Here is a 24,011-nt window from a genome sequence, read left to right as displayed (position 1 = left end):
TGAGGGGTCCTTGTCGGCGGCTCGGTCCCGGTGGAACGATGCGGACGGCACCGCCTCAGCGCAGCGAAGGGACCCGTCGTGACCGACGACCACAACCGGCCGCACCCCGCCGCCGCGTTCGACGCGCTGGGCGCCTCGTACGAGAAGGCGTTCGCCGGGTCGAGGACGCACCGGCGCTCGCTGGAGTGGCTGCTCGGGCGGCTCACGCAGGGCAGCCGGGTGCTGGACGTGGGCAGCGGGACCGGCCGCCCCACCGCCGAGACCCTCGCGGCCGCCGGCCACGACGTGCTGGGCGTCGACGTCTCGCCGGTCATGGTCGAGCTGGCGGCCCGGCAGGTGCCGGACGCCACGTTCCGGTGCGCCGACATCCACGACGTACCGCTCGAGGACGCTTCGTTCGACGCCGTTTGCGTGTACTTCTCGCTGCTCCAGCTGGACCGGCGGGAGCAGGCGGCGCTCATCGGGCGTCTGACGCGGGTGCTGAAGCCGGGGGGTTACCTGGTCCTGGCGACCGTGCCGCTGGACGTGGAGGGCGTCGACGCCGTCTTCATGGGACAGCCGGTGCGCGTGACCAGCTTCACCGCGCAGGCCCTCGCCACCGTGGCCGAGGAGGCCGGTCTTGAGGTGGTGACGGAGGAGGCGACGCTGTTCACGCCCGCCCACCCGGATGCCCGGCCTGAACCGCACCTCTTCCTGCACTGCCGCCGCCCCGCCGCCACCGCGCCGGACGCCTGACCCACCGGTCCCGCGGCAGGCGGCCGGCCCCGGCACCGCCCCGGATGGGGTAACCCCGCACGCGCGCACCGGGCCCCGCGGTCAAAGTGGGCAGCATGACAGAGCCTGGCGAGCGACGGCGCCGCACGACTTCCACCGCCACCCGCGAACGTCCCGCACGCGGTGCCCGGGACGCGGCCCGGCGTGCCGCGGACGCCCTCTCCGAGCTGATCCGGCACCACCTGGAGGGCGTCTCCGCGGTGTGCCGGAGCGAGGACGACGGGTGGATCGTCAACGTGGACGTGCTCGAAGTGGCCCGCATCCCGGACACCACCAGTCTGCTCGCCACCTACGAGGTCGAACTGGACTCCGCGGGCGACCTCGTGCAATACCGCAGGATCGCGCGCTACCGGCGCGGTGCCCAGGACCAGTGAGCCGACGGTGAGGCGCGTACCCGGAAGGACCACCGCATGATCACGTACGACGACGAGGTCATCTGCGCGCCCCGCGCCGGAACCCTCTACGACGTCCTCGAACTCATCCTCGACCGCGGCATGGTGATCGACGTCTTCGTGCGCGTCTCCCTGGTCGGCATCGAGATCCTCAAGGTGGACGCGCGCATCGTGGTCGCGAGCGTCGACACCTACCTGCGGTTCGCCGAGGCCTGCAACCGGCTGGACCTGGAGCACGACGCGCGCTCCAAGACCGTGCCCGAGTTGTTCGGCGGCCCGGTCGCCAAGTCCGTCGGCAGGGCGGGCGCGAAGCGGACGGCGCGCTCGCTGACCGACAAGGTGCGCGACGTCCTCGCGCCGGACGAGGAGGCGGACGAGGAGACGGACGAGGAGGAAGCACTCCCCCGCGGGCGCTCCTCGGCACGGCGCCGTACCGAGGAGGACCGCCCGCGCGACCGACCCCGCCGCCGCACCCGTAAGGAGGACACATGACCGCGCCCGTCACCGCCACCGCCCCCGGCACCGAGCTGAAGTCGCTCTACGTCTACGGCATCACGCCCGCCGGGATCCGCGCCCCCCGCTCCCCCGGGGTCGACGGCGCCCCGGTGCGGCTGCTGACCGACTCCGGCCTGTGCGCCGCGGTGTCGGACGCGCCGGCGCGGCTCCTGCCCCGGCGCCGCGACCTGCTGGCCCACCAGGCCGTCCTGGACGAACTGGCGGCGCAGGGACCGCTGCTGCCCATGCGGTTCGCCGTGCTCAGCCCCCGGACCGACACCCTGCTCGACCAACTGCGCGCCGACTCGGCCCACTTGACGCACCAGCTCGAAGAGGTGCGGGGATGCGTCGAACTCAACGTGAAGGGCACGGTGGTGCCGGGGCACTTCGCCGATCTGGTACGCCGGGACGAGAGCCTGCGATCCATGGCGCTGCGGACCCGGCGCCGTCCCGACTACGAGGCCAACGTCCGGCTGGGAGAGGCGCTCGCGCTCGGCGTACGCCGGGAGGCACGGCGCGCCGCGCGGGAGGTCCTGGACCGTCTGACACCGCTGGCGGTGTGCACGGCCGGGGGCACGACCGACGGCGATCAGGTTCTCAGCGCGTCGTTCCTGCTGCGCGCGGGCGACGAGCGCCGTTTCCGGGAGGCGGTGGACACGGTGGCCCGTGCCTGCGGTGACCGGCTGGCTCTCAGCGTGACCGGCCCCCTGCCCTGCTACAGCTTCGTCGAACCGAGTCCCGCGACGGCGGGGCGGTGACGGCGTGGGCATCGTGAGCGGGCTCCTCCTGCTGCCCCTCGCGCCGGTGCGCGGCACGGCGTGGATCGCCGACCACCTGCTCGAGGAGGCCCGGCGCCAGGTCCACGACCCGCGCGCCGTGCAGGCCAGGCTGGCCGCGCTGAACCGGGCCCTGGACGAGGGCGCCATCGACGAGGCGGCCTTCGAACGGGAGGAGGAGCGGCTGCTCGCCCGCCTCGAACGGGCCCGTCCGAGCGGCCGTACGACCACCATGGACCGAGCGCAGAGAAGGCACGTATGAGCGACAGCAAGACGGCCCTGGCGGCAGCCATGGCAGGCGGATACCTCCTGGGGCGCACGAAGAAGGCCAAGCTCGCCTTCGCCGTCGGCTCCTACCTCGCGGGACGGCGCATCGGCCTGTCGCCGGGCGACCTGCTGTCCCAGGGACTGGGCGGGCTCCAGCAGGCGCCGCAGATCCGCGAACTCACCGAGCAGCTGCGCGGGGAACTGCTGACCGCCGGGCGCGCGGCCGCCGGCGCCGCGGCGAACCGACGGCTCATCGGTCTCGCGGACTCCCTCCGCGACCGTACCGACGCGCTCACCGGCGAGGGCCGGAGGGACGACGGGGACGAGGAGGGCCCGGACGAGGACACGGAGGACGAGGACGCCTACTTCGACGAGGAGGACCAGGAGGAGGACCGCGAGCCCGAACCCGCGCCGCGTCGGCGTACGGCGAGGAAGGCTCCGCCGCGCAAGGCCGCGCCTCCCGCGAAGAAGACGGCCAAGAAGGCCGCGAAGAAGACCGCGAAGAGCCCGGCGAAGAAGGCAGCGCCCGCGAAGAAGGCGGCTCCCGCGAAGAAGACCTCCGCTTCACGCAGGCGGGGAGGGGGACGCGGATGACCCCCGACCGGCAGGACAAGGACACGCCGTCCCCTCTCGGGGGCCTCAAGGACGCTCTCGGCGGGTACCTCTCCGCCCGGGGGCACAGCCTCGTCGGCAAGGCGGGGGAACGGATCGGCGGCCTCACCGATCGCCTCACCGCCTCCGCAAACGGCAACGGCAACGGCAACGGCAACGGCGGAGACAACGGCGGCGGTGACGGCGGCTCCAAGCGCGGGGGCGGTGGCAAGAGCGGCGCCGGCAGTATCAAGGCGACGCACATCATGGAGGTCGTCGACATCGGCGTCCCCCTGCGCGTCGTCTACGACCAGTGGACCCAGCTCCAGGAGTTCAGCGACTTCACCAAGGGCGTCCGCAGCGTCAGCGCCGAGGACGAGGTGACCAGCAACTGGAACCTCAAGGTCGGCCCGTCCAGCCGGAGCTGGAAGGCGACCGTTCAGGAACAGGTCCCCGACGAGCGGATCGTGTGGACCTCCGAGGGCGCCAAGGGCAGCACGCGCGGCGTGGTCACCTTCCACGAGCTGGCGCCCCGGCTGACCCGGGTGGTCGTGGTCTGCGAGTACTACCCGTCGGGCTTCTTCGAGAAGACCGGCAACCTCTGGCGCGCCCAGGGACGCCGGCTGCGGCTGGACCTGAAGCACTTCGCGCGGCACGTGACGCTGGTGGACGAGGAGGAGGTCGAGGGCTGGCGCGGCGAGATCCGTGACGGCGAGGTCGTCCGGACCCACGAGGAGGCCCTGGAGGAGGAGAACGGCGACGAGGAGGACGAGTACGCGGACGACGAGGAAGAGGACGACGAGGAAGACGAAGACGAGGCCGAGGACGGTGACTACGAGGACGAGGACGAGGACGGCGAGTACGAAGACGATGAGGATGAAGAGGACGAGGACGAGGACGAGGACGAGGAAGACGACCGTGCCCGCCGACGCCGCTGACGGGGCGAGGAGCGTCCGGTGACCGACCTCGACCACCGGTACGCGGACCCGGACCCCCTGGCCTGCCCGCCCGCCACCGGGAGCCTCGCCGACCTCCTCGAACGGGTCCTCGACAAGGGCATCGTCATCGCCGGCGACATCAAGATCGACCTCCTCGACATCGAGCTGCTCACCATCCGGCTGCGGCTGTTCATCGCCTCGGTGGACACCGCGAAGAAGGCGGGCATCGACTGGTGGGAGACCGACCCGGCCCTGTCGTCCCGGGCCGCGCGGGACGCTCTCGTCGAGGAGAACGCGCGCCTGCGGGCCCGGCTCGACGCCCTGGACGATGCCCCGGAGCACGACGAGGAGGACGGCGTGGCGGCCGCGGTCGAGGAGACGTCGGGAGCCGCCCGGTGAGCGCGGACGCGGGAGTGGCACCCGGCATCGTCTGTGCCTTCGCCGTCACCGGTACCCCGCCGGACCCCGCCGCGCTCGCCTCGACGACCGGTCACGAGGAGGGCGGTCCGCTGCGCGTGCTCGACGCGGGCGGCGGTCTGTGCCTGGTCGTCCAGGACGTCCCCGCGGCCTTGTTCGACGAGGAGGCCCTGGCGGAACGCCTCAACCGGCCCACCGACCTGGAACGCTGCGCCCGCGCCCACCACCGGGCCGTCGAGGCAGCGGCGGGGCGGGGTGCGGTCGTACCCCTGCCGATGGCGACGCTGTACCGCGGCGACCGGTCGGCGGTACGGGCCGTCTCCGACCGGCGGCCGGTGCTGGAGGCGCTGCTCGACCGTCTCCGGAACCGCACCGAGTGGGCGGTGAAGGTGCACGCCGCCGAGGGAACGCCGGACCATCTCCCCATGGCCCCCGCCGACCCCGGCACCGGCTCCGGTGGCCGTGCCTACCTGAGCCGGGCCAGCTCACAGCGGCGCGTCCGGCAGCAGGCGCACGGGAGGGCGCGGGCCGAGGCGGAGGCCGTCGACGCGGAGCTGCGGCGGTACGCCGTCGCCGCGACCCGGCACCGGCCGCAGAGCGAGCGGCTGACGGGCCGCCGCACCCCGCAACTCCTCAACGCCGCCTACCTGGTGGAGGACGCCGACCGCGCCGCCTTCACCCGCGCTCTGGCCGGGCTCACCGCCGAGGGGCGGCATCCTGCCGTACGGGCCGACGCGTCGGGACCGTGGATCCCGTACTCCTTCGCGCGCTGGGACGAGGAAGACGAGGCACCGTACGCCCACCCCGGCCAGGAGGTCTCCGCATGACGGTCGCGGACACCCGTACGCCGGGGCCGGCACCCGTACCCTGGGGCGGCCCGGAACAGTACGCGCCGGTCGGGGTGCCCCTCGTCGACCTGCTGGACCGGGTGCTGGCGACCGGGGTCGTGGTCAGTGGCGACCTGGTCCTGGCCATCGCGGACGTGCCGCTGGTGCGGATCTCCCTGCACGCGCTGCTGGCGTCGGTGAGCGAGCGGGTGCCCGCTCCGTGGCCGGACAGCGGTCCGCTGTGACCGGGCGCCGGGAGCACTCCCTCGACCTGGACCCCGAGCGGGTCACGAACGACCTGGCCGCCCTGGTGCTCACGGTCGTCGAGCTGCTGCGCCAGCTCATGGAGCGCCAGGCCGTGCGCCGCTTCGACGAGGGCACCCTCAGCGCGGCGCAGGAGGACCGGCTCGGCACGGCGCTCATGCTGCTCGACGAACGGATGGACGACCTGTGCGCCCAGCACGGCCTGAGCCGTGCCGACCTGAACCTCGACCTGGGCCCGCTGGGTCCCCTCCTCGCTGATCCCGAACCCTAGGGCCCCCGGGAACGCGCGGGCACCCCGCACGAGCGATCGCTATGATGGCGAAGAATCGCTCAAACGAACATTCACGGGTGGGGAGACCTGATGCGGGAGCCGGTCGATCTCAGGCGCCAGCGGATCCTGGCGGCGGTGCAGGCGCGCGGTACCGCGCGGGTGCGGGACCTCGCCGACGAGTTGCAGGTCTCGGTGGTCACCGTGCGCCGGGACGTGGAGGAGCTGACGCGTGAGGGCCGGCTGGCGCGCGGGCACGGGGTCGTCCGGTCCACGCTGCCGGACCGGGAGGTGCCCGCGGAGCCCGGCGGGGCGGCCGGGGACCGGGTGGCGGTGGTGGTTCCGGTGCGGCACTCCTACCTCACCGAGACCCTGCACGGCGCGCGCACGGTCCTGGAGGAGTCGGGGCTGCGCATCGCCCTGCACCTCGCGCCGCAGGCCTCCGGCGCCGAACGGCCCCTGGTGGAGCGGGCGCTGGCGGACGGCGCGCAGGGGCTGCTGATCGCCCCGCGCTGGCGCGGCCGGGCCGAGGAGGCCGCCGACCACGAGTGGCTCGCCGGTACCGGGGTGCCGACGGTGCTGATGGAGCGCCGCCCGTGGCGGGGCAGCGCGCTGCACGCCCTGGACTCGGTGTGCTCGGACCACTGGTACGGCGCGCACCTGGCGGTGGAGCACCTGGTGGGCCTCGGTCACCGGCGCATCGTGTTCGCCACGCGGCACGACAGTCCGACCGCCCGGTCGCTGCGCGCCGCGTTCACCGAGATCGCCGGGGCGCACCCCCTGGTGGAACGGTGGGCGTGGACCCTCGTCTCGCCGGAGGCCGGGGTGGACGGGCCGTACACGGCGGACGAGACGGCCGAGCCGCCCGCGCTGACGCGCAAGCTGGGGGCGACCGCCATGGTGCTGCACGGCGACGTGGACGCGCTGATGATCGTCCAGCGGCTGGCGGAGGAGGGGGTGCGGGTGCCGGAGGACTGCTCGGTCGTGGCGTACGACGACGTGGTGGCCGGGCTGGGTTCGCCGCCGCTGACGGCCGTGGCGCCGCCGAAGGCCGAGGTCGGACGCATGGCGGCGGAACTGTTGCTCCAGCGGCTGTCCGAGCCGCCCGGGACCCGGCCGGGCCGGCGCGTCGAGCTGCTGCCGCGGCTGATGGTGCGCGGATCGACGAATACCTTTCCGAGCAGCTGACCGAGCTGCCGACCGCGCAGCCGCCCGAGTGAGCGTTTGATCGTTTCATTTTCTTCTGATCGATCTCTTGACCGTTTCGGTCGGGGCGTTCAGGATTCCCGTGTCCCGAACAGTCGTGGCCGCACCCCCGCGGACACGCAGGAGCCGCGGGAGGCGCCATGCCCGGACGACAGAGCCGTCGGTCCGTGCTCGCCGCGATGGCCGCCGTACCCCTGACAGGAGCCGTGAGCGCCTGCAGCGGGGGGAACGGGGCATCGTCGGCCCGCACCGGAACCACCACGCGCGTCACCTTCTGGTCCGCCCTGCGCGGCAGCCAGGAGGTGGTCGACGCCTTCAACCGCACACACCGCACCATCCAGGTCGACTTCCAGCAGATCCCCTCCGGCGGGCAGGGCGGTTACGCCAAGCTCAGCAACGCCGCCCGGGCGGGCAACGCGCCCGACGTCGCCACCATCGAGTATCCGCAGGTCCCGGGGTACGCCATCGACGGAGTCGCACGCGACATCACCGACCTGGTGAGCGAGCGCCTGCGCCGCAAGCTGCTGCCGCAGGCGCTCGGACTGACCACGTTCGAGGACCGCGTGTTCGCCGTGCCGCTGGACGTCGAACCCATGGTCATGCACTACCGCGCCGACCTGTTCGACCGCTACGGCCTCGACGTCGCGCGCACCTGGGACGAGTTCGCCGAGCAGGCCGCGACCGTGCGCCGCAAGGCACCGGACCGGCGGCTGGTGCTCTTCCCGACCGACGGCATGACGCAGTTCGCCTGCTACGCCTGGCAGGCGGGCGCCCAGTGGTTCGACACCTCCAAGGGCGCCTGGAACGTGTCCCTCGCCGACGCGACGTCCCGGCGGGTCGCGGACTACTGGCAGCGGCTCATCGACCGCGACCACGTCTTCATGAACGCGGTCGAGAGCCGGCAGTCCGACGCGCAGATCGGCAACGGGCTGGTCCTCACCCGGCTCAGCGGCGCGTGGGACGCCGGCGCGCAGATGAACGCGCGGCCCGGGCAGAAGGGCCAGTGGCGGATCGCGCCGCTGCCGCAGTGGGACCCCGGCAGCCCGTCCGCCGGCACGCACGGCGGGTCGACCTTCGCGGTCACCAAGGACAGCCGGCACCCCGAGGCCGCCATGGAGTTCATCGAGTGGCAGGTCTCCCACCCCGACGCGCTGCGCGCCCGCCTCTCCAGCGGCACCAGCAGCCAGTACCCGGCCGCACCCGACCTGGTGTCGGTGGGACGGGACGCCTTCGACCGCACGTACTACGGGGGGCAGGACATCTACACCCTGTTCGAGCAGGAGGCCGAGAAGATCGGCGAGCAGTGGCTGTGGGGGCCGCGGATGAGCGCGACCCAGAAGGTCATGCAGGACTCGTTCGCCCGCGTCGGCGGCGGCCAGGGCAGCCTCGTCGAATCGCTCCGCACCGCGCAGGAGGGCACCATGCCCGACCTGAAGGCCCTCGGCCTGTCCACCACCCAGCGCAGCACCTGAGCCGACGAAAGGCAGGTGACACCCATGACCACGACGACCCACTCACGGGTGCCGGCCGGCGCGACCCGCGCCGCCGCCCCGGAGCCCTCCACCTCCGGCATCCGCGCCCGCAGAGCCGCCAAGCGGCGCCAACTGGCCGCCTGCGGCGTCCTGATGACGCCGTTCTTCGCCCTGCTGGTCACCGTCTTCCTGATCCCCGTCGGTACCGCCGTCTACCTCAGCTTCTACAGCGACGACCAGCCCGGACTCGGCTTCGGCCCCGAGCGCACGGTCTTCGTCGGACTGCGCTCCTACGCCGCCGTGCTCACCGACCCCACCTTCCTCGGCGGGCTCGGCACGGTCGCCCTGTACTGCCTGATCTACATCCCGCTGATGGTGGTCGGCGCGCTCGTCCTCGCCCTGCTGCTGGACTCCGGCGTGGTCCGGCTGCGCGCCCTCGCCCAGCTCGGCCTGTTCCTGCCGCACGCGGTGCCCGGCATCATCGCCGCGCTGATCTGGCTGTACCTGTACACGCCCGGCATCAGTCCGGTCATCGAGCTGTTCGCCAAGGGCGACGTCACGATCGACTTCCTGGGCGTGCACACGGTGATCCCGTCCATCGTGAACATCGCGCTGTGGAGCAACCTCGGCTACAACATGGTGGTCTTCTACGCCGCTCTCCAGGCCGTCCCGCGCGAGGTGATCGAGGCGTCCGTCGTGGACGGCGCGGGGCCGGTGCGCACCGCGCTCCAGGTCAAGACGCCACTGGTGCGAGCCTCCATCGTGATGGTGGCGATCTTCACGCTGATCTGGGCGCTCCAGCTGTTCACCGAGCCGATGCTGCTCAGCCAGTCCTCCCCGATGATCAACTCCCGGTTCTCGCCCAGCATGTACATCTACGACGCGGCCTTCACCCGCAACAACTACAGTCTCGCGGCGGCCGCCTCGGTCGTCCTGCTGGTGTGCACCATCGCCCTGTCCTACGGCGTCACCCGCTTCACCAGCCGCGCCGACGCCGAGGAGGCCCGATGAGCGCCACCGACAGTTCGCTGCTCCGCCCGAGACTGCTGGGCCGCCTCACGGTCAACGTGGTGGTCGCCGTCTCCGTCCTCTACACGCTGCTGCCCGTGCTGTGGCTGGTGCTCGCCTCCAGCAAGACGCGGGACGCCCTGTTCAGCAGCGACCTGCTCTCCCTGAGCGACTTCTCGTTCCTGCAGAACCTCGGCGACCTGTTCGCCATGGACGGCGGGCTGTACGGCCGCTGGTACGTCAACAGCCTGCTGTACGCCGTCCTCGGAGCGGCCCTGGGCGCGCTGGTGAGCGTGGCCTGCGGCTACGCCTTCGACAAGTACCGCTTCCGGCACAAGGAGAAGCTGTTCGGGCTGGTGCTGGCGGCGGTCATGGTGCCGCAGACGGTCCTGGCGCTGCCGCTGTACCTGATGGCGTCCGAGGCCGGCCTGGTGAACACCTTCTGGGCGGTGTTCATCCCGGTGCTGTTCAACCCGTTCGGCGTCTACCTGGGCCGGATCTTCGCGCGTGGCTACGTGCCCGACGAGGTGCTGGAGGCGGCGCGCGTGGACGGGGCGGGCGAGCTGACCACGTACGTCCGGGTGGCGCTGCGGATGCTGGGGCCGGGCCTGATCACCGTCTTCCTCTTCCAGCTGACCGCGATCTGGAACAACTTCTTCCTGCCCATGGTGATGCTGTCCGACCAGGACCTGTATCCCGTCAGTCTCGGCCTGTACCAGTGGAACAGTTCGGCGTCCGTGTCGCCGGAGTACTACCCCGTGGTGATCATGGGTTCACTGCTCGCCGTACTGCCGCTCATCCTCGCCTTCGTGCTGCTCCAGCGATTCTGGCGCAGCGGCCTGACCGCCGGAGCCGTCAAGTGACCCCGTACGCCCCCGGACCCGGCTTCCGGCCCCGTGCCGCCGTGGCCATGTCCCCGGACGCCGCCTCGGCCGTCCTCGACCCCCAGTCGCTCGGCGCGTTCCGCCGGGTCTGCGAACTCGCGCCGTTCCCGGTGCTGGACGACCTGTCCACCCCGCGGGCCCGCTCGGTGCTGGCCGACGTGGACCTGCTGGTCACCGGCTGGGGCTGTCCGCCGCTGGACGCGGACGTGCTGAGGGCGGCTCCGGCGCTGCGGGCCGTGGTGCACACGGCGGGCAGTGTCCGCGGGCATGTCACCGACGCGTGCTGGCAGCGGGGCATCGAGGTCTCCTCGGCCGCCGCGGCCAACGCGCTGCCGGTCGCGGAGTACACCCTGGGCATGATCCTGCTCAGCGGCAAGCGGGTGCTGGAGCGGGCCCGCGACTACCGGGCCACCCGGACCCGGGGCAACTGGCTGCGCACCTCGCGCGGTGTCGGCAACTACCGGCGCACGGTCGGCATCCTGTCGGCCTCGCTGATCGGCCGCCGGGTCGTGGAACTGCTGCGGCCGCACGACATCGGGGTACTGCTGCACGACCCGTACGTCAGCGACGCGGAGGCCGCCGAACTGGGCGTGGAACGCGTCGAGTTGCCGGAGCTGTTCGCGCGCTGCGACACCGTCAGCGTGCACACCCCGCTGCTGCCCACCACCCGCGGGCTGGTCGGCCGCGCGCTGATCGAGTCGATGCCGGCCGACGCGGTGCTGATCAACACCTCCCGCGGGGCGGTCGTCGACCAGGAGGCGCTCACCGACGCCGTCGTGGCCGGCCGGATCCGGGCCGTGCTGGACGTCACCGACCCCGAGGCGCTGCCGCCGGACCATCCGCTGTGGGACTGCGAGCACGCCCTGATCACCCCGCACCTCGCCGGCTCCGAGGGCAACGAGTGGCGCCGCCTGGCCGACCTCGCGCTCGCCGAGACGACCCGCTGGGCGTCCGGAGCCGGCTTCCTCCATCCCGTACGACGCGAAAGGCTGGCGTTCCTGGCATGAGCATCCCGTTCGAACTGCCCACCGAGGACCGTGCGTCGAGCCCGTACACCGGCTGGACCCGGGCTCACTGGGAGGCCGTCGCCGACGGGCTGCTGTGGGCCGCGTGGCGCTGGAGCACCCCGGGCGGCGCCCTGCTCGACCTGCCGGGACGCCCGTCGCGTTCCGGTGTGCGCTCCGACGGCCTGGAGGGCTTCGCGCGGACGTTCCTCGCGGCCGCCTTCCGGGTCGCGGGCGCCGACGGCGCGGACCCGCACGACTGGCTGGGCCGCTACGCGCGCGGCCTCGCCTCGGGCACCCTCACCCCCGGCCGCGACGACACCGAGTCCTGGCCGCTGATCCTCGACCACGACGTGCAGGGCCAGCCGATGGTCGAGTCGGCGTCGGTCGCGCTCGGGCTGCGGCTGACCGCGCCGTGGCTGTGGAAGAACCTCGACGCCGGGGTCCAGGACCGGGTCGAGGAGTGGCTGCGCGGCGCGCTGCGGCACGTGCCGGCGCCGAACAACTGGTACCTGTTCCCGTACACGGTCGCCGGGTTCCTGGAGTCGGTCGGCCGCGGCGACGCGGAGACGGCCGCGGCACGGGAGCGGGCGCTGGAGCTGATGGAGGGCTGGTACCGGGGCGGGGGCTGGTACGCCGACGGCGACGGTCGCGCCTTCGACCACTACAACGGCTGGGCGCTGCACCTGTACCCGGTGCTCGACGCCCACCTCGGCGGCGACGCCGACGCCCTCGGCCGGTACGGGGAGCGGCTGCGGGCCCACCTGGAAGGGTTCGCCCTGATGTTCGGCGCCGACGGCGCGCCGCTGCACTACGGCCGCTCGCTCACCTACCGCTTCGCGGCGTCGTCCGCCGTGGGCCTTGGCGCGCTGACCGGGCACACCCCGCTGTCGCCGGGTGCCTCGCGGCGGCTGGTGAGCGGCAGCCTGCGGTACTTCATGGACCGCGGGGCGCTGAGCGACGAGGGGCTGCTGAGCCTGGGGTGGTTCGGCCCGCACGAGGCGACCCTCCAGCCGTACTCGGGACCGGCCTCCCCGTACTGGGCGTCGAAGGCCTTCGTGTCACTCCTCGCCCCGGCCGGCCACCCGCTGTGGACGGCGCCCGAGGGACCGGCGCCGGTGGAGGAGGCGGACCGCGTGCTCGCCCTCGCCCCGCCGGGGCTGCTGGTGCAGTCGACGCGCGAGGACGGGATCGTCCGGCTGCACAACCACGGCAGCGACCATGTCCGGCCGCACGAGGGCGAGTCGGCGGACCAGGACGACCCGCACTACGGCCGGCAGGCCTACTCGACCCGGACCGGCCCCACGGCCGGGGAGAACGCCGCGGACAACCACCTGTCGGTCGAGGTGGGCGGCCGGGGCAGCGTCCGGCGCCGCATCCACCCGCTCGGCGCCGGGCAGGGCGACGGCTGGGGCTGGGCGGCGTCCTGGCACCGGCCCGTCTTCACCGGCGGCGCCCCGATGGTGCCGGGGCTGCGGGTGGAGAGCGTGACGGTGGCCCGGGGTCCGTACGAACTGCGGGTGCACCGGGTCGTCGGGGCGCCGCGGGGGGCCCGGGTCACGCACACCGGGTGGGCCACCGGTCCCGAGGAGCCCCTGGTCTCCGCGCTGCACGGACTGCACGGCTGGCTGGCCGGGACCGAGACGGTGCGTGCCCCGCAGGGCACGGCGTACGTGCCGTGGGCCGAGCTGCCCCGGCTGTCCGGCGAGGCGGGCGGGACCTCCCTGCACGTCTGCCTGGCGGCACTCACCGGTGAGCCGGTGAACGTGTCGGTCGCCGACGCCGTCACGGAGGTCGTGCCGGCTGAGAGCCACGTCGACGTGGTCTGGGCGGACGACGGCGGCCGCACCCGGGTCTCGTTCGGTCCGGTCGCGGTGACGCACTCCGCAGACTAGGAGGTACGCGCGGGTTCCGTCAGCACGCGCAGGGCGCCGGGCAGTACCCGGGCGGTGACGGGGACGGCGGCCTCGACCTCTCCGTCGGCGCCGTAGGGTATCGCCCGGTCCGCCTCGATGCGGATCTCCCTGCCGCGCAGGACGCGGACCTGGGGGCGGTGGACGTGGGCGCCCGTCTCGAGTTCGTTCATCAGCTTGAAGAACAGCCACCGCGGCGCGTCGTGGATCATCACCACCTCCAGCAGACCGTCGTCCACCTCGGCAGCGGGCGCGATGAGCCGGTTGAAGCCGTAGTAGCCGGAGTTGGCGGCCACCACGGTGTAGCCGGTGAAGGCGTGCTCCTCGCCGTCGACCGTGACCCGGTAGCGGGTCGCGCGCCAGCCGGCGACGGCGCGCAGCGCGCCCGCGTAGTAGGAGGCCGTGCCGCGCAGCAGGCGCGCGCTGTTGGCGTGGTGGTTGGCGAGCGCGTCGACACCGGCGTAGACGCTGCCGAGCACGACGGCGCGGTCGTGGACGGCGGAGGTGACCTCGATGGTGTCGACGGAGCGGGGTTCGCCGTCGAGCAGTACCCGGGCGAGCCCGGCCGGGTCGGTGGGCAGCTTCAGCGCGCGGGCGAAGTCGTTGCCGCGCCCGGCCGGGACGAGGCCGAGCAGGGCCCCGGTGCCGCTGAGCGCGCCGCCGATCCCGCCCGCCATCCCGTCGCCGCCGACGGCGAGCACCACCCGGCCGCGGTCACCGGCGCGCCGGGCGAGTTCCCGGGCGTGCGCGAGGCTGTGGCTGTACTCGGCCTCCAGCCCGGCGCCCGCCTCCCGCAGCAGCCGGGCCACCCCGAGCAGCGCGGCGGCCGAGGTGGCGCCGCCCGCGGTGGGGTTGACGACGGCGGTGAACTGTCGCATCGATGTGCCTCCGGGCTGACGGATGGTGCCGGACTGTTGTCTCACGGGTGCGCGGGGTGCCGGTCGGCGGGGTCAGTCCGACGGCAGCAGGACGCCCGGGCTGAGCACGCCGGCGGGGTCCAGGCTGCGCTTGACCGCGCGCAGGGCCGCGATGCCGAGGGGGCCGGCCTCCTGGACGTACCAGTCGCGGTGGTCGGTGCCGACGCCGTGGTGGTGGGTGATGGTGCCGCCCGCGGCGAGGATCGCCTCGTTGGCCGCGTGCTTGGCGCGGGTCCAGTGCGCCACGGCGTCGTCGCCCTGGGCGGAGACGACGGTGAAGTAGAGGGAGGCGCCGTTCTCGTAGACGTGCGAGATGTGGCACATGACCAGCGGCGGGGTGCCGGCGTCGGTGAGGGTGCCGGTGAGCGCGTCGCGGACGGCGGCGTAGAGGGCGGGGACGCGGGACCAGTAGGTCGCGGTCTCCAGGGTCTCGGCGAGCGCCCCGGCGTCGAGCAGCGAGTCCCGCAGGTACGGCGCCGAGTAGCGGCCGTGGGCCCAGCGCTCCCCCGGCTCCTCGCCCGCGAAGGTGCCCCCGCTCTCACGCAGGACGGCGGCGGCCTCCTCGCGGCGGTGCGCGGTGTCCGCCTCGGTGCCCTCGAAGCCGACGACGGCCAGGCATCCGGCGTCCTGCCGGTCGAGGGAGGAGCCGAGGGCGTCGGGCTGGGCGAGGCCGATCAGGGTCTCGGTCTCGTCGGAGAGCCGCAGCACCGTGGGGCGCGGGCCGTCCTGGGCGAGCCTGCGCAGTGCGGCGGTGCCCGCGTCGAAGGAGGCGAAGCGCCAGCCCTCGTAGCGGCGGACCTCGGGCACGGGCCGCACGCGGACGGTGACGGAGGTGATGACGCCGAAGGCGCCCTCCGAGCCCAGTACGAGCTGACGCAGGTCGGGTCCGGCGGCCGAGCGCGGGGCGCGGCCCGTGACGAGGGTGCCTTCGGGGGTGGCGAGGGTGAGGCCGAGGACCATCTCGTCGAAGCGGCCGTAGCCGGCGGAGGCCTGTCCGCTGGAGCGGGTGGCTGCGAAGCCGCCGATGGTGGCCCACTCGTAGGACTGCGGGAAGTGGCCGAGGGTGTACCCGTGCGCGGCGAGCAGCGCCTCGGCCTCGGGGGCGCGCAGGCCGGGTTGCAGGCGGGCGGTGCGGGAGACCTCGTCGAGTTCGAGCAGGCGGTTCATGCGGCGCGGGTCGAGGGCGACGAAGGCGCCGCGGTGCCCGGGAGCGAGGCCGCCCACCACGGAGGTGCCGCCGCCGAAGGGGACGACGGGCAGCCGGTGCTCGGCACAGGCCTCCAGCACGGCCAGCACCTCGTCGTGGCCGTCGGGCAGGACCACGGCGGCCGGGGTGTCGGTGACGTCGCCGCTCCGCATCAGCAGCAGGTCGGGGGTGGACTTGCCGCGGGTGTGCCGCACGCGGGTCTCCGCGTCGGTGCGCACGTCGTCCGCACGGCCGCCGACCGCCGCCGTGAGGGCCCGGCGGGCGGCCTCGTCCAGGGGCGAGGCGGGGACGTCGATCTCCGCCAGCGGGAGCGGGGCGGCGTCGCGGGGCTTGACGCCGAGCAGTTCGCGCAGCAGCCCGGTCACCGTGTCCGGCAGCGATGTCGCCCTGGCCGGGTCGCCCCAGCCGTTCCACAGCATGTCCATGGCCTGTCGTCCTCACGGTCGCTTCGGGGGATGCCTGCCGCACCACCCGGCGGGGCGTTACACTGTTACACATGACGCCTAACCGTCACAACCACTCGGGCCGGCCGAACCCCTCGGACAACGACACGGTGCTCGACGCCGTGCGCGACTGCGTGATGGCCGTCGGGGTCCGCCGGACGACGATGACCGACGTCGCCCGCCGCGCCGGCGTCTCCCGGATGACCCTGTACCGGCGCTGGCCGGACGTGCGGTCCCTGGTCGGCGACCTGATGACCCGCGAGTGGATCTCGGTGGCGACCGGGGCGATCCCGGAGCCCCGGCCGGGCACCGGGACGCGCCCGCGCGTCGTCGAGGGGCTGGTGGCCGGGGTGGAGAGGTTCCGCGCGCACCCGCTCTTCCGCAAGATCGTCGACGTCGATCCCGAGCTGCTCCTGCCCTACGTCCTGGACCGGCGCGGAGCGAGCCAGGAGGCCCTGCTGGAGTTGCTGGAGGACGCGCTGGGCCAGGGCCACGCCGACGGTTCGGTGCGCCGGACGCACCCCGAGCGGCAGGCGCGGTCCGTGCTGCTGGTCGTCCAGTCCTTCGCCCTGTCGCTGCGGACCATGACCGACGAGGACGACGACGAGCTGACCTCCGCGGCCTTCCTCGCGGAGCTGCGGACCATCCTGGAGAGGACCCTCACCCCATGAGCCCCACCAGCAGCCCCGCCGGGGCCGCCTCCGCCTCCCTGTCCGCCGCACGGCGCGCCCGCGAGCTGGCCGACACCGTGGGCGGACCCGTCGTGGACGTGCTGGTCGTCGGCCTCGGCGCGACCGGCGCGGGGGCCGCCCTGGACGCGGCGGCCCGCGGGCTGAGCGTCGTCGCCGTGGACGCCCACGACCTGGCCTTCGGCACCTCCCGCTGGAGCTCCAAGCTCATCCACGGCGGCCTGCGCTACCTCGCCTCCGCACAGCTCGACGTCGCCCACGAGAGCGCGGTGGAGCGCGGGGTGCTGATGGAGCGCACCGCTCCCCATCTGGTGCGCGCCCAGCCCTTCGTGCTGCCGCTGACGCCGCTGGTCTCCCGCGGCCAGTCCGCGCTGGCGTGGGCCGGCTTCCGGGCCGGCGACACCCTGCGGCTCGCGGCGCGCACGGCCCGGGCCACGCTGCCCGCGCCGCGCCGGCTGTCCGCCGTGGAGACCCGGCACCTCGCGCCGGCCCTGCGCTCCGACCGGCTGCGCGGCGGCCTGCTGTCCTGGGACGGCCGGCTCACCGACGACGCCCGGCTGGTGACCGCGCTCGCCCGCACCGCCGCCGCCCGCGGCGCCCGGATCCTGACCCGGACCAAGGCGCTGGAACTGACCTCGTACGGCGCCCGGATACGCGACGAGCTGACCGGCGAGGAGGGTGTGGTGCGGGCCCGCGCGGTGATCAACGCCTCCGGGGTCTGGGCCGGCGGCCTGGTGGACGGCATCCGGGTCCGCCCCTCCCGCGGCACCCACCTCGTCCTGCGCTCCGAACACCTCGGCCCGCTCCCCGCGGGCCTACACGTACCGGTCCCCGGGGAGACCAACCGCTTCGTCCTGGTCCTGCCCCAGGGGGACGGCCGGGTCTACGTCGGCCTGACCGACGAACCCGTGGAGGGCGACGTTCCGGACGTGCCGGAGGCGCCCGAGACAGACGTCGGCTTCCTGCTCGACGTGCTCGGTTCGGTACTGGACGTCCCGGTGCACCGCGAGGACGTGGTGGGCACCTTCGCCGGTCTGCGTCCCCTGCTGGACACCACCTCGCCGGACCGGGCGGGCGGCGGGCCCCGCACGGCGGACGTCTCACGCAGGCACGCCGTGCTCACCTCGTCGGAGGGCGTGGTCACCGTGGTCGGCGGCAAGCTCACCACGTACCGGCGCATGGCCGAGGACGCCGTGAACGCCGCCGTCGCCGCCCGCGGCCTGACCGCGGGCCCCTCCCCCACCGCCGCCCTGCCCCTGGTCGGCGCCGCCGCCCCGCACGCCCTGGCCACGGTGCGGGCGCCGGACCGCCTGGTGCGGCGCTACGGCACCGAGGCGCCCGACGTGCAGGCCCTCGCCGCCCGGGACCCGCGGCTCGCCGAGCGGCTACTGCCGGGTCACCCCGTCACCGGCGCCGAACTGCTGTGGGCGCTGCGTCACGAGGGCGCCCTCGACGAGGCGGACCTCCTCGACCGGCGCACCCGCATCGGCCTGGTGCCGGAGGACCGCGCGGCGGCCCTGGACGCCGTACGGGACCTGGTCGGCGAGACCGTGGCGCGGCGGGACTGACGGCGGCCGCACCCGCGTCGATCCCGGTCAGGAGCCCTGCATACCGTCCTGGACGGCCTTGCGGACGTTCGCCTCGATCTTGTGCCGGGACCGGCCTCCCTCCTTGACGTACTCCGACATCGCGGTCCGCGCGTCCCGGTCCAGGTCGCGCCAGGCCCGCACGGCGGTCTCGTAGGTGTGGGACTGCCGCGGGGTCCACCGATGCTGCGTGGGAGGCCCGTACGAATCACGCAGTTCCTCGACCCGGTGCTGTGCCAGGTCCGCCGCGCGACGCTTGTGCACGAGCTCCTCGAATGTATGAGCCACCACACCTCGACGGTAGTCAGAGGAACGCCGTCGCGCGCGTCGAAACCGGGGGCCGACGGTCCCGTCGGCCCGGGTCCGCACAAGTGGACCCCGCGGACCGCGAAGACCCTTACCATCAAGCCACCAAGGACGGCCGGGCATATGCGAGAAGTGAGGGCAGCGTGGCGGACACCGAGGGACCGGCAGTACCCGAGCGGCTGCTGATCACCCGTACCACCACGGGCGACGGCGTCAGCATCGTCATCCTCGCCGGAGAGGTCGATCTCGACGGCAGCGGCCAGTTGCGCGACGTCCTGCTGTCCTCGGTGCAGTCGGCACCGGGCACGGTCGTCGACTTCGGCGAGGTGGGCTTCCTGGACTCCAGCGGCATCAACGCGCTCATATCCGCCCACCAGGAGGCCGAGTCCCGCGGGGTGTGGCTGCGGCTCGCGGCACCGCGGGACGCCGTCGAGCGGGTGCTGCGGCTGGTCGGCGTCGACGGGCTCATCGCCTGCTTCCCGAGCGTCGAACAGGCGCTGACCGACTGAGGGAGGAGGTCAGGTCAGCGGCAGGCGCGCGTACACGGTCTTCCCCTTGGCGTGCGGCTTGGTGATCACCTCGCCGCACAGGCGGGTCACGATCTCCAAACCGTGCCGACCGACCCGCAGGGGGTCGCGGGGCAGGAACGTGGGAAAGGCGTCCCCGGTGTCGGAGACCGCGATCTCCACCCGGTCGTCCACCAGGGTCAGCCTGAGCCGGCAGGGTCCTGGCGCGTGCCGCAGCGCGTTCGTCACCAGTTCGCTGGCGACCAGGCGGGCGGTGTCCAGGAAGGTGTCGGCCAGGTCGACGCCCAGCTCGGCAAGCCGGATGACGAAGCGGTGCACGACGTCCCGGGCGGCCGGGATCATCGCCGAACCGCCCCTGAACTCCACCACCGTGGACACGTCGGAGGTGTCCGCGGCATCGGGTCCGTGCGCCGGAGTCATACAGAGCCTCACCGTCCGGTCGGGGCCGTGTGGGGAGCGAGGTCCCGGACCCTCACGATACGCAAGGGCGAGGCTTTCCCGGTCCCTCTGTCCCAACTTCCGCCGGACACGCCGTTTTTCGGACAGGCGCGGCCCGGTGCGCCGGACCGCCCGGGCCCTCTCGGGCGGTGGGCGGTCCGGCGCACGGGACCGGTCAGGAGGCGGTGCAGCCGCCGACCGTGGGCGCGGCGCCGCTGCCGTTCTTCGCCACGGTGAATCCGAAGCTGGTCGACGCCCCGGCCGCCAGGGTGCCGTTCCAGCTCGGGCGGACGGTCATGACGGTGCCCGTCCAGGTGGGAGTGCCGTTCCAGAGGGACGAGACGGACTGCGGCGAGGGCAGGGTGACCGTCGCGGTCCAGGAGCTGATCGGCGCGTCGCCGGCCGTGATGGTGACCTGGCCGTTGTAGCCGCTGCTCCAGTCCGCGGTCCTGGTGTAGGCGGCCGTGCAACTCGCCGCGGGGTCGCCCGGGTCACCGGGACCACCCGGGTCGCCCGAGCCGCCCAGGGCGGTCAGGACGGCGTCGTAGGCGGGCTTCTTCCGGTAGTCGCCGTCGAAGAGCAGCGGGGTGCCGCCGCTGCGCCACGAGTACTTGTCGGTGACGCCCCAGACGGTGATGCCGGTGCAGCGGTCGACGGCGAGGCAGGCGTCGACCACCTTGGTGTAGCTGGCGGCCTGGGCCGATCCGGAGCCCTCGATGTCGAGCTCCGTGATCTGCACGTCGACGCCGAGGTCGGCGAAGCGCTGCAGGTTCTGCCGGTAGTCGGCGGGGACCGGGGAGGCGCTGTTGAAGTGGGACTGGAAGCCGACGCAGTCGATGGGCACACCGCGGGACCTGAAGTCCTTCACCATGGCGTAGACGGCATTGCTCTTCGCGTTGACGCCGTCGGTGTTGTAGTCGTTGTAGCAGAGCTTGGCGGCCGGGTCGGCGGCGCGGGCGGTGCGGAACGCCTCCTCGATGAAGCCGTCGCCGAGCCTGTCCTGGAAGGGCGAGCTGCGCCGGGCGCCGCTGCCGCCGTCCTGGAACGCCTCGTTGACGACGTCCCAGCTGTGGATCTCGCCCTTGTAGTGGCCCATCAGGCCGTTGATGTGGCCGTTCATCGCGGTGCGCAGGTCGGCGGCGCCCAGCGTGCCCACCCAGGAGGGCAGCTGGGAGTGCCAGACGAGGGTGTGGCCGCGCACGTCCATGCCACGGCTTCGGGCGTGGGCCACGACCCGGTCGGCGGCGGCGAAGGTGAAGGTGCCGCGGCTGGGTTCGGTGGCGTCCCACTTCATCTCGTTCTCGGGCGTCGCCGAGGTGAACTCGCGGTCCAGCGTGGCGGCGTAGTCGGCCTCGCCGAGGTGGTTCGCGGCGACGGCGGCGCCGAAGTAGCGGCCTTGGCCGGCCGCGGCGGACCCGAGCGTGTCGGCGGCTTCGGCTTCGGCGGTGTGGCCCGCGGTCGTCAGTGCGGCCACGGCCACGAGTCCGGCGCCGACCGTTCTCGCCAGGCATCTCAAAGGCATGGTCATGTCATCCCGTTCCTTGAATCGGTGTGCGGGGGCCGTTCGGAAGGGCGGAGATCATGGATCACGATCACGATCATGGATCATGATCGCCGAAACTTTCGGAATGCTTTCCGAATGTCGCGGGAGGAGGTTACGGATCGCCGTCCGCGGGGTCAACGCCCGGCACGCTCACCCGTGCGGACCGACCACGTGCGCGACCCGGGTGCGGTGGCGCATTCTTGCTGTGTCGCCCCGCGCGGCGGCGCACGGACGAGGTGGGGCCGATGAGTGCAGGCGCCGAGGAAGCGGACCGGACGCCCGGACGGCTGACGGCGCTGCTGATCGACGCCTGCGCCCGGGCGATCGACGCGGCCGGCGGCCGGGCGGGCGGGGTCTACCTGCCCTCCGGCACGCCCGGCCTCCTGCGGCTCGCCGTGCTCGCCGGACTGCCCGGGCGGTTGTTCCGGCCCTGGTGGCGCCTGCACGCCGACAGCCCGTTCCCGGTCGCCGACGCCTACCGGCTGGGTGTCCGCGTCGTGCTGCCCAACGCCGCGGAGACCATGCGCCGCTACCCGCAGTTCGCGGCCGGCCTGCCGTTCCCTTTCGGGTCGCTGTACGTGCCCGTCGCCGGGGCGAGGCGGACCTACGGGGTCCTGACCGTCCTGCGCCCCGCCGCCTCGGACGCCGCCGAGGTGCTGGAGGGCGCCGACCGGATGGCGGGGCTCGCGCAGGACCTGGGCGCGGCCCTGGAGCGCCTGGACGAGGACAGCGACGCGCCGCCGGTCCTCTGGGAGGGCGAACCGCTGTGCGTCCGGCCGCCCCCCGCCGGACGGCACCCGCAGCACGCCGGGAGCTTCGCCTGGGATCCGGTCACCGGCACCGTCACCCTCGACGAACCGCTGTGCCTCCTGCTCGGCATGCCCGCGGGCGCCGCCGGACCGACCACCGCGCTCGGGTCGCTCACCGCCGTCCTGTCGCCCGACGACGGGCACCGGCTCGCCGCGGCCCTGCGGGAGACCGCCGCCGGCCGGCCGCCGCGGCTGCCCCTGTACGTGCGTGCGGCGGACGGGGCGCTGCGCCTGGTCGAGCTGTGGCGGCCGCAGGCGGCCCGGGCCGACGGCGTGACCGTACGGGGAGCGGTCCGCGACCCCTTCGCCGGCACCGTGGCCGACGCCGCCGCCGACCTGCTGCCGGAGGGCGTTTTCTGCGTGGACCGGCTGGGCACGGTCGTCTACGCCAACCCGCGCGCCGCCCGGCTGCTGGGCCGACCCCGCGCCGGGCTGCTCGGCCGCTCGCTGTGGGAGGCCGTTCCCTGGCTGGACCAGGCCGCCTACGAGGACCATCTGCGCGGTGCGCTGCTCTCCCCCGACCCGGTCCGCTTCCACGTCCGGCGCCCGCCCGACGGCAGCCGCCGCAGCGCCCCGCAGCCCTTCGAGGGCGACTGGCTGGCCGTCTCCGTCTACCCCGGCCCCGACCTCCTGACGGGCACGCTCCGGCCCGCCAACCGGGTGGCCGACGCGTCGGCCGGCCTCATCCCCGGGCACGGGGTGCCGGAGGCGGAGCCCGAGGCCGGCGACCCCGCCCCGCCGATCGCCTCGACGGCCCCCGAGTACCGCCCGATCGTGCTGGCCGTCGCCCTGACCGAGGCGGTCACCGCACGCCAGGTGTCCGCCGTGGTCGTGCGGGAGCTGCTGTCCGCCTTCGGTGGCCGCCGGCTCGCCATCTACCTGCTCCAGGACCGCCACCTCCACCTGGCCTGGGAGACGGGTTTCCCGCCGGGCTTCCTCGCGCCCTTCGAGGGCGTCGCGCTGGACGCCCGGCTCCCCGGCGTCGAGACGCTGACCAGCGGCCGGCCGCTCTTCTTCGACTCCATGCAGGATCTGGCCGCCGCGTATCCGGGCATCCCGCTGGACGCCACGGAGGGCGCCCGCGCCTTCCTGCCGCTGATCGCCTCCGGACGCCCGGTCGGCTCCTGCATCCTCGGCTTCGACCGCGCGCGCGGCTTCAGTACCGAGGAACGCTCCGTGCTCACCGCGCTGGCCGGGCTGATCGCCCACGCGATGGAGAAGGCCCGGCGCTACGAGTCCGAGACCGCGCTGGCCCGGGGCCTCCAGGGAGTGCTGCTGCCCCGCCGGCTGCCCTCCCATCCCCTGCTGGAGACCGCCGGACGCTATCTGCCGGGCACCCAGGGCATGGAGGTGGGCGGCGACTGGTACGACGTCGTCGCCTCCGGGGACGGCATGGCCCTGGTCATCGGCGACGTGCAGGGGCACGGCGTGCAGGCCGCGGCCACGATGGGGCAACTCCGCAGCGCCGTACGCGCCTTCGCCCTCGGCGACCGGCCGCCCGACGAGGTGATGAGCGGCGTCAACCACCTGCTGGCCGACCTGGACCCGGGCCTGTTCGCGAGCTGCTGCTACATCCGGCTCGACCCCGCCACCGGACGGGCCCTCGCCTCCCGCGCGGGCCACCCGCCGCCGCTCCTGCGCCACCCGGACGGACGCACCGAGGCCCTGGACCTGCCCGGTGGGGTGGTGCTCGGCGTGGACTCCGGGGCGCCCTATCCGCTGACCGAGTTCCGCGTCGAGCCGGGTGCCGTCCTCGCCCTCTACACGGACGGGCTGGTGGAGCGGCCCGGCAGCGACATCGACGACGGCATCACCGCCCTGCGGCTGGCCCTGGCCAGAACGGGAGCGCCCGCCGCGCGACCCGGCAGGCGCGCGCTGGCCGGCGTCGCGGACCGCCTCATCGTGAGCTCCCGCCACGCGACGGACCGCGCCGACGACATCGCCCTGCTGCTCGCCACCCGACGTCCCCGCCCCGGGAGCCCTCGATGACCCCACCCACGGCCTCCCGTCCGGCGGACCCCGTCGGCACAGGGGGTGCCCCTCGCCTCAC

Annotated in this window: 26 protein-coding genes; 21 read left to right on the top strand and 5 right to left on the bottom strand. The window is 73.9% G+C overall.

Translation table 11 applies throughout. The features are described 5' to 3' along the window. Window positions 1–78: 78 nt before the first annotated feature. From OIE75_RS38120 to OIE75_RS38040, 17 genes are all read left to right on the top strand, one after another. Window positions 79–735, top strand: coding sequence for a class I SAM-dependent methyltransferase (locus tag OIE75_RS38120; RefSeq protein WP_329473641.1), 657 nt, complete (start codon window positions 79–81; stop codon window positions 733–735). Between the two features lie 95 nt (window positions 736–830). Then, window positions 831–1,148: a gas vesicle protein GvpO gene (locus tag OIE75_RS38115; RefSeq protein ID WP_307016900.1), complete on the top strand. Its 318-nt coding sequence runs from the start codon at window positions 831–833 to the stop codon at window positions 1,146–1,148. Window positions 1,149–1,184: 36 nt separating this feature from the next. Then, window positions 1,185–1,658 carry a gas vesicle structural protein GvpA gene (locus OIE75_RS38110; protein ID WP_329473640.1) on the top strand — a complete coding sequence of 158 codons (474 nt, stop codon included), beginning with the start codon at window positions 1,185–1,187 and terminating at the stop codon, window positions 1,656–1,658. Beyond that, window positions 1,655–2,419 (top strand): GvpL/GvpF family gas vesicle protein, encoded by a 765-nt coding sequence (locus OIE75_RS38105; protein ID WP_329473639.1) that lies wholly within the window; start codon window positions 1,655–1,657, stop codon window positions 2,417–2,419. Before OIE75_RS38110 ends, OIE75_RS38105 begins: the two co-directional genes overlap by 4 nt. Window positions 2,420–2,423: 4 nt before the next feature. Next, on the top strand, window positions 2,424–2,699 hold the full coding sequence (locus tag OIE75_RS38100) for a gas vesicle protein GvpG (RefSeq protein ID WP_307016897.1): 276 nt from the start codon (window positions 2,424–2,426) through the stop codon (window positions 2,697–2,699). Beyond that, window positions 2,696–3,298 (top strand): hypothetical protein, encoded by a 603-nt coding sequence (locus OIE75_RS38095; protein WP_329473638.1) that lies wholly within the window; start codon window positions 2,696–2,698, stop codon window positions 3,296–3,298. The genes OIE75_RS38100 and OIE75_RS38095 overlap by 4 nt, the downstream gene beginning before the upstream one ends. Beyond that, entirely contained in the window at window positions 3,295–4,233 is a 939-nt protein-coding gene (locus OIE75_RS38090) for an SRPBCC family protein (protein ID WP_329473637.1), read from the top strand. Before OIE75_RS38095 ends, OIE75_RS38090 begins: the two co-directional genes overlap by 4 nt. 18 nt (window positions 4,234–4,251) lie before the next feature. Continuing rightward, the gene (locus tag OIE75_RS38085; RefSeq protein WP_307016894.1) at window positions 4,252–4,632 is read left to right on the top strand and encodes a gas vesicle protein; all 381 of its coding nucleotides are present in this window, start codon (window positions 4,252–4,254) and stop codon (window positions 4,630–4,632) included. Next, window positions 4,629–5,477 (top strand): GvpL/GvpF family gas vesicle protein, encoded by an 849-nt coding sequence (locus OIE75_RS38080; RefSeq protein WP_329473636.1) that lies wholly within the window; start codon window positions 4,629–4,631, stop codon window positions 5,475–5,477. Before OIE75_RS38085 ends, OIE75_RS38080 begins: the two co-directional genes overlap by 4 nt. Next, the gene (locus OIE75_RS38075; protein WP_125490951.1) at window positions 5,474–5,722 is read left to right on the top strand and encodes a gas vesicle protein; all 249 of its coding nucleotides are present in this window, start codon (window positions 5,474–5,476) and stop codon (window positions 5,720–5,722) included. The genes OIE75_RS38080 and OIE75_RS38075 overlap by 4 nt, the downstream gene beginning before the upstream one ends. Beyond that, window positions 5,719–6,012 carry a gas vesicle protein K gene (locus OIE75_RS38070; protein WP_122619131.1) on the top strand — a complete coding sequence of 98 codons (294 nt, stop codon included), beginning with the start codon at window positions 5,719–5,721 and terminating at the stop codon, window positions 6,010–6,012. The genes OIE75_RS38075 and OIE75_RS38070 overlap by 4 nt, the downstream gene beginning before the upstream one ends. A gap of 90 nt (window positions 6,013–6,102) precedes the next feature. Next, window positions 6,103–7,197: a substrate-binding domain-containing protein gene (locus OIE75_RS38065; RefSeq protein WP_329473635.1), complete on the top strand. Its 1,095-nt coding sequence runs from the start codon at window positions 6,103–6,105 to the stop codon at window positions 7,195–7,197. A gap of 158 nt (window positions 7,198–7,355) precedes the next feature. Further along, window positions 7,356–8,687, top strand: coding sequence for an ABC transporter substrate-binding protein (locus OIE75_RS38060; RefSeq protein WP_307016891.1), 1,332 nt, complete (start codon window positions 7,356–7,358; stop codon window positions 8,685–8,687). Between the two features lie 24 nt (window positions 8,688–8,711). After that, window positions 8,712–9,698, top strand: coding sequence for a carbohydrate ABC transporter permease (locus tag OIE75_RS38055; protein WP_329473634.1), 987 nt, complete (start codon window positions 8,712–8,714; stop codon window positions 9,696–9,698). Next, complete coding sequence (locus tag OIE75_RS38050) at window positions 9,695–10,558, top strand: carbohydrate ABC transporter permease (RefSeq protein ID WP_122619129.1); 864 nt, start codon at window positions 9,695–9,697, stop codon at window positions 10,556–10,558. Before OIE75_RS38055 ends, OIE75_RS38050 begins: the two co-directional genes overlap by 4 nt. Continuing rightward, window positions 10,555–11,586: a hydroxyacid dehydrogenase gene (locus OIE75_RS38045; protein WP_329473633.1), complete on the top strand. Its 1,032-nt coding sequence runs from the start codon at window positions 10,555–10,557 to the stop codon at window positions 11,584–11,586. The genes OIE75_RS38050 and OIE75_RS38045 overlap by 4 nt, the downstream gene beginning before the upstream one ends. Next, window positions 11,583–13,478: a DUF2264 domain-containing protein gene (locus OIE75_RS38040; RefSeq protein ID WP_329473632.1), complete on the top strand. Its 1,896-nt coding sequence runs from the start codon at window positions 11,583–11,585 to the stop codon at window positions 13,476–13,478. The genes OIE75_RS38045 and OIE75_RS38040 overlap by 4 nt, the downstream gene beginning before the upstream one ends. On the opposite strand, the gene OIE75_RS38035 is transcribed toward OIE75_RS38040, so the two are convergent. Both OIE75_RS38035 and OIE75_RS38030 read right to left on the bottom strand, forming a co-directional pair. Then, the gene (locus tag OIE75_RS38035) at window positions 13,475–14,374 is read right to left on the bottom strand and encodes a diacylglycerol kinase family protein (RefSeq protein ID WP_329473631.1); all 900 of its coding nucleotides are present in this window, start codon (window positions 14,372–14,374) and stop codon (window positions 13,475–13,477) included. The genes OIE75_RS38040 and OIE75_RS38035 overlap by 4 nt on opposite strands. Before the next feature lie 72 nt (window positions 14,375–14,446). Then, window positions 14,447–16,045, bottom strand: a complete 1,599-nt coding sequence (locus OIE75_RS38030; RefSeq protein WP_329473630.1) for an FAD-binding oxidoreductase — start codon at window positions 16,043–16,045, stop codon at window positions 14,447–14,449. A gap of 71 nt (window positions 16,046–16,116) precedes the next feature. Between OIE75_RS38030 and OIE75_RS38025 the strand changes: the two genes are divergently transcribed. Together OIE75_RS38025 and OIE75_RS38020 are read left to right on the top strand one after the other, a co-directional pair. Continuing rightward, entirely contained in the window at window positions 16,117–16,734 is a 618-nt protein-coding gene (locus OIE75_RS38025) for a TetR/AcrR family transcriptional regulator (RefSeq protein ID WP_329473629.1), read from the top strand. Next, window positions 16,731–18,320: a glycerol-3-phosphate dehydrogenase/oxidase gene (locus tag OIE75_RS38020; RefSeq protein WP_329473628.1), complete on the top strand. Its 1,590-nt coding sequence runs from the start codon at window positions 16,731–16,733 to the stop codon at window positions 18,318–18,320. Before OIE75_RS38025 ends, OIE75_RS38020 begins: the two co-directional genes overlap by 4 nt. A gap of 27 nt (window positions 18,321–18,347) precedes the next feature. On the opposite strand, the gene OIE75_RS38015 is transcribed toward OIE75_RS38020, so the two are convergent. Continuing rightward, on the bottom strand, window positions 18,348–18,602 hold the full coding sequence (locus OIE75_RS38015) for a hypothetical protein (protein WP_307016883.1): 255 nt from the start codon (window positions 18,600–18,602) through the stop codon (window positions 18,348–18,350). Between the two features lie 185 nt (window positions 18,603–18,787). On the opposite strand from OIE75_RS38015, the gene OIE75_RS38010 reads away from it, so the two are divergent. Beyond that, a complete protein-coding gene (locus tag OIE75_RS38010; protein WP_329473627.1) occupies window positions 18,788–19,153 on the top strand; it encodes an STAS domain-containing protein in 366 nt (121 codons plus the stop codon). Between the two features lie 9 nt (window positions 19,154–19,162). Here OIE75_RS38010 and OIE75_RS38005 read toward each other — a convergent pair whose 3' ends face one another. Further along, window positions 19,163–19,591, bottom strand: a complete 429-nt coding sequence (locus tag OIE75_RS38005) for an ATP-binding protein (protein ID WP_307016881.1) — start codon at window positions 19,589–19,591, stop codon at window positions 19,163–19,165. A 193-nt stretch (window positions 19,592–19,784) separates the two neighbouring features. Then, on the bottom strand, window positions 19,785–21,137 hold the full coding sequence (locus OIE75_RS38000) for an endo-1,4-beta-xylanase (RefSeq protein ID WP_329473626.1): 1,353 nt from the start codon (window positions 21,135–21,137) through the stop codon (window positions 19,785–19,787). A 260-nt stretch (window positions 21,138–21,397) separates the two neighbouring features. Here OIE75_RS38000 and OIE75_RS37995 point away from each other — a divergent pair, with 260 nt between their 5' ends. After that, on the top strand, window positions 21,398–23,950 hold the full coding sequence (locus OIE75_RS37995; protein WP_329473625.1) for a SpoIIE family protein phosphatase: 2,553 nt from the start codon (window positions 21,398–21,400) through the stop codon (window positions 23,948–23,950). Window positions 23,951–24,011 lie beyond the last annotated feature (61 nt).

Origin of the sequence: Streptomyces sp. NBC_01723 (assembly GCF_036246005.1) — a bacterium.
GTDB lineage: Bacteria > Actinomycetota > Actinomycetes > Streptomycetales > Streptomycetaceae > Streptomyces.
This window is presented reverse-complemented; position numbering and strand designations above follow the sequence as displayed.

Excerpts from the sequence above, each read along its gene's own strand:
- OIE75_RS38035 (WP_329473631.1), bottom strand. The coding sequence starts at position 14,374 with ATGCGACAGTTCACCGCCGTCGTCAACCCCACCGCGGGCGGCGCCACC.
- OIE75_RS38105 (WP_329473639.1), top strand. The coding sequence starts at position 1,655 with ATGACCGCGCCCGTCACCGCCACCGCCCCCGGCACCGAGCTGAAGTCG.
- OIE75_RS38095 (WP_329473638.1), top strand. The coding sequence starts at position 2,696 with ATGAGCGACAGCAAGACGGCCCTGGCGGCAGCCATGGCAGGCGGATAC.
- OIE75_RS38040 (WP_329473632.1), top strand. The coding sequence starts at position 11,583 with ATGAGCATCCCGTTCGAACTGCCCACCGAGGACCGTGCGTCGAGCCCG.
- OIE75_RS38055 (WP_329473634.1), top strand. The coding sequence starts at position 8,712 with ATGACCACGACGACCCACTCACGGGTGCCGGCCGGCGCGACCCGCGCC.
- OIE75_RS37995 (WP_329473625.1), top strand. The coding sequence starts at position 21,398 with ATGAGTGCAGGCGCCGAGGAAGCGGACCGGACGCCCGGACGGCTGACG.
- OIE75_RS38075 (WP_125490951.1), top strand. The coding sequence starts at position 5,474 with ATGACGGTCGCGGACACCCGTACGCCGGGGCCGGCACCCGTACCCTGG.
- OIE75_RS38030 (WP_329473630.1), bottom strand. The coding sequence starts at position 16,045 with ATGGACATGCTGTGGAACGGCTGGGGCGACCCGGCCAGGGCGACATCG.
- OIE75_RS38090 (WP_329473637.1), top strand. The coding sequence starts at position 3,295 with ATGACCCCCGACCGGCAGGACAAGGACACGCCGTCCCCTCTCGGGGGC.
- OIE75_RS38065 (WP_329473635.1), top strand. The coding sequence starts at position 6,103 with ATGCGGGAGCCGGTCGATCTCAGGCGCCAGCGGATCCTGGCGGCGGTG.
- OIE75_RS38025 (WP_329473629.1), top strand. The coding sequence starts at position 16,117 with ATGACGCCTAACCGTCACAACCACTCGGGCCGGCCGAACCCCTCGGAC.
- OIE75_RS38020 (WP_329473628.1), top strand. The coding sequence starts at position 16,731 with ATGAGCCCCACCAGCAGCCCCGCCGGGGCCGCCTCCGCCTCCCTGTCC.
- OIE75_RS38000 (WP_329473626.1), bottom strand. The coding sequence starts at position 21,137 with ATGACCATGCCTTTGAGATGCCTGGCGAGAACGGTCGGCGCCGGACTC.
- OIE75_RS38050 (WP_122619129.1), top strand. The coding sequence starts at position 9,695 with ATGAGCGCCACCGACAGTTCGCTGCTCCGCCCGAGACTGCTGGGCCGC.
- OIE75_RS38005 (WP_307016881.1), bottom strand. The coding sequence starts at position 19,591 with ATGACTCCGGCGCACGGACCCGATGCCGCGGACACCTCCGACGTGTCC.
- OIE75_RS38110 (WP_329473640.1), top strand. The coding sequence starts at position 1,185 with ATGATCACGTACGACGACGAGGTCATCTGCGCGCCCCGCGCCGGAACC.
- OIE75_RS38115 (WP_307016900.1), top strand. The coding sequence starts at position 831 with ATGACAGAGCCTGGCGAGCGACGGCGCCGCACGACTTCCACCGCCACC.
- OIE75_RS38060 (WP_307016891.1), top strand. The coding sequence starts at position 7,356 with ATGCCCGGACGACAGAGCCGTCGGTCCGTGCTCGCCGCGATGGCCGCC.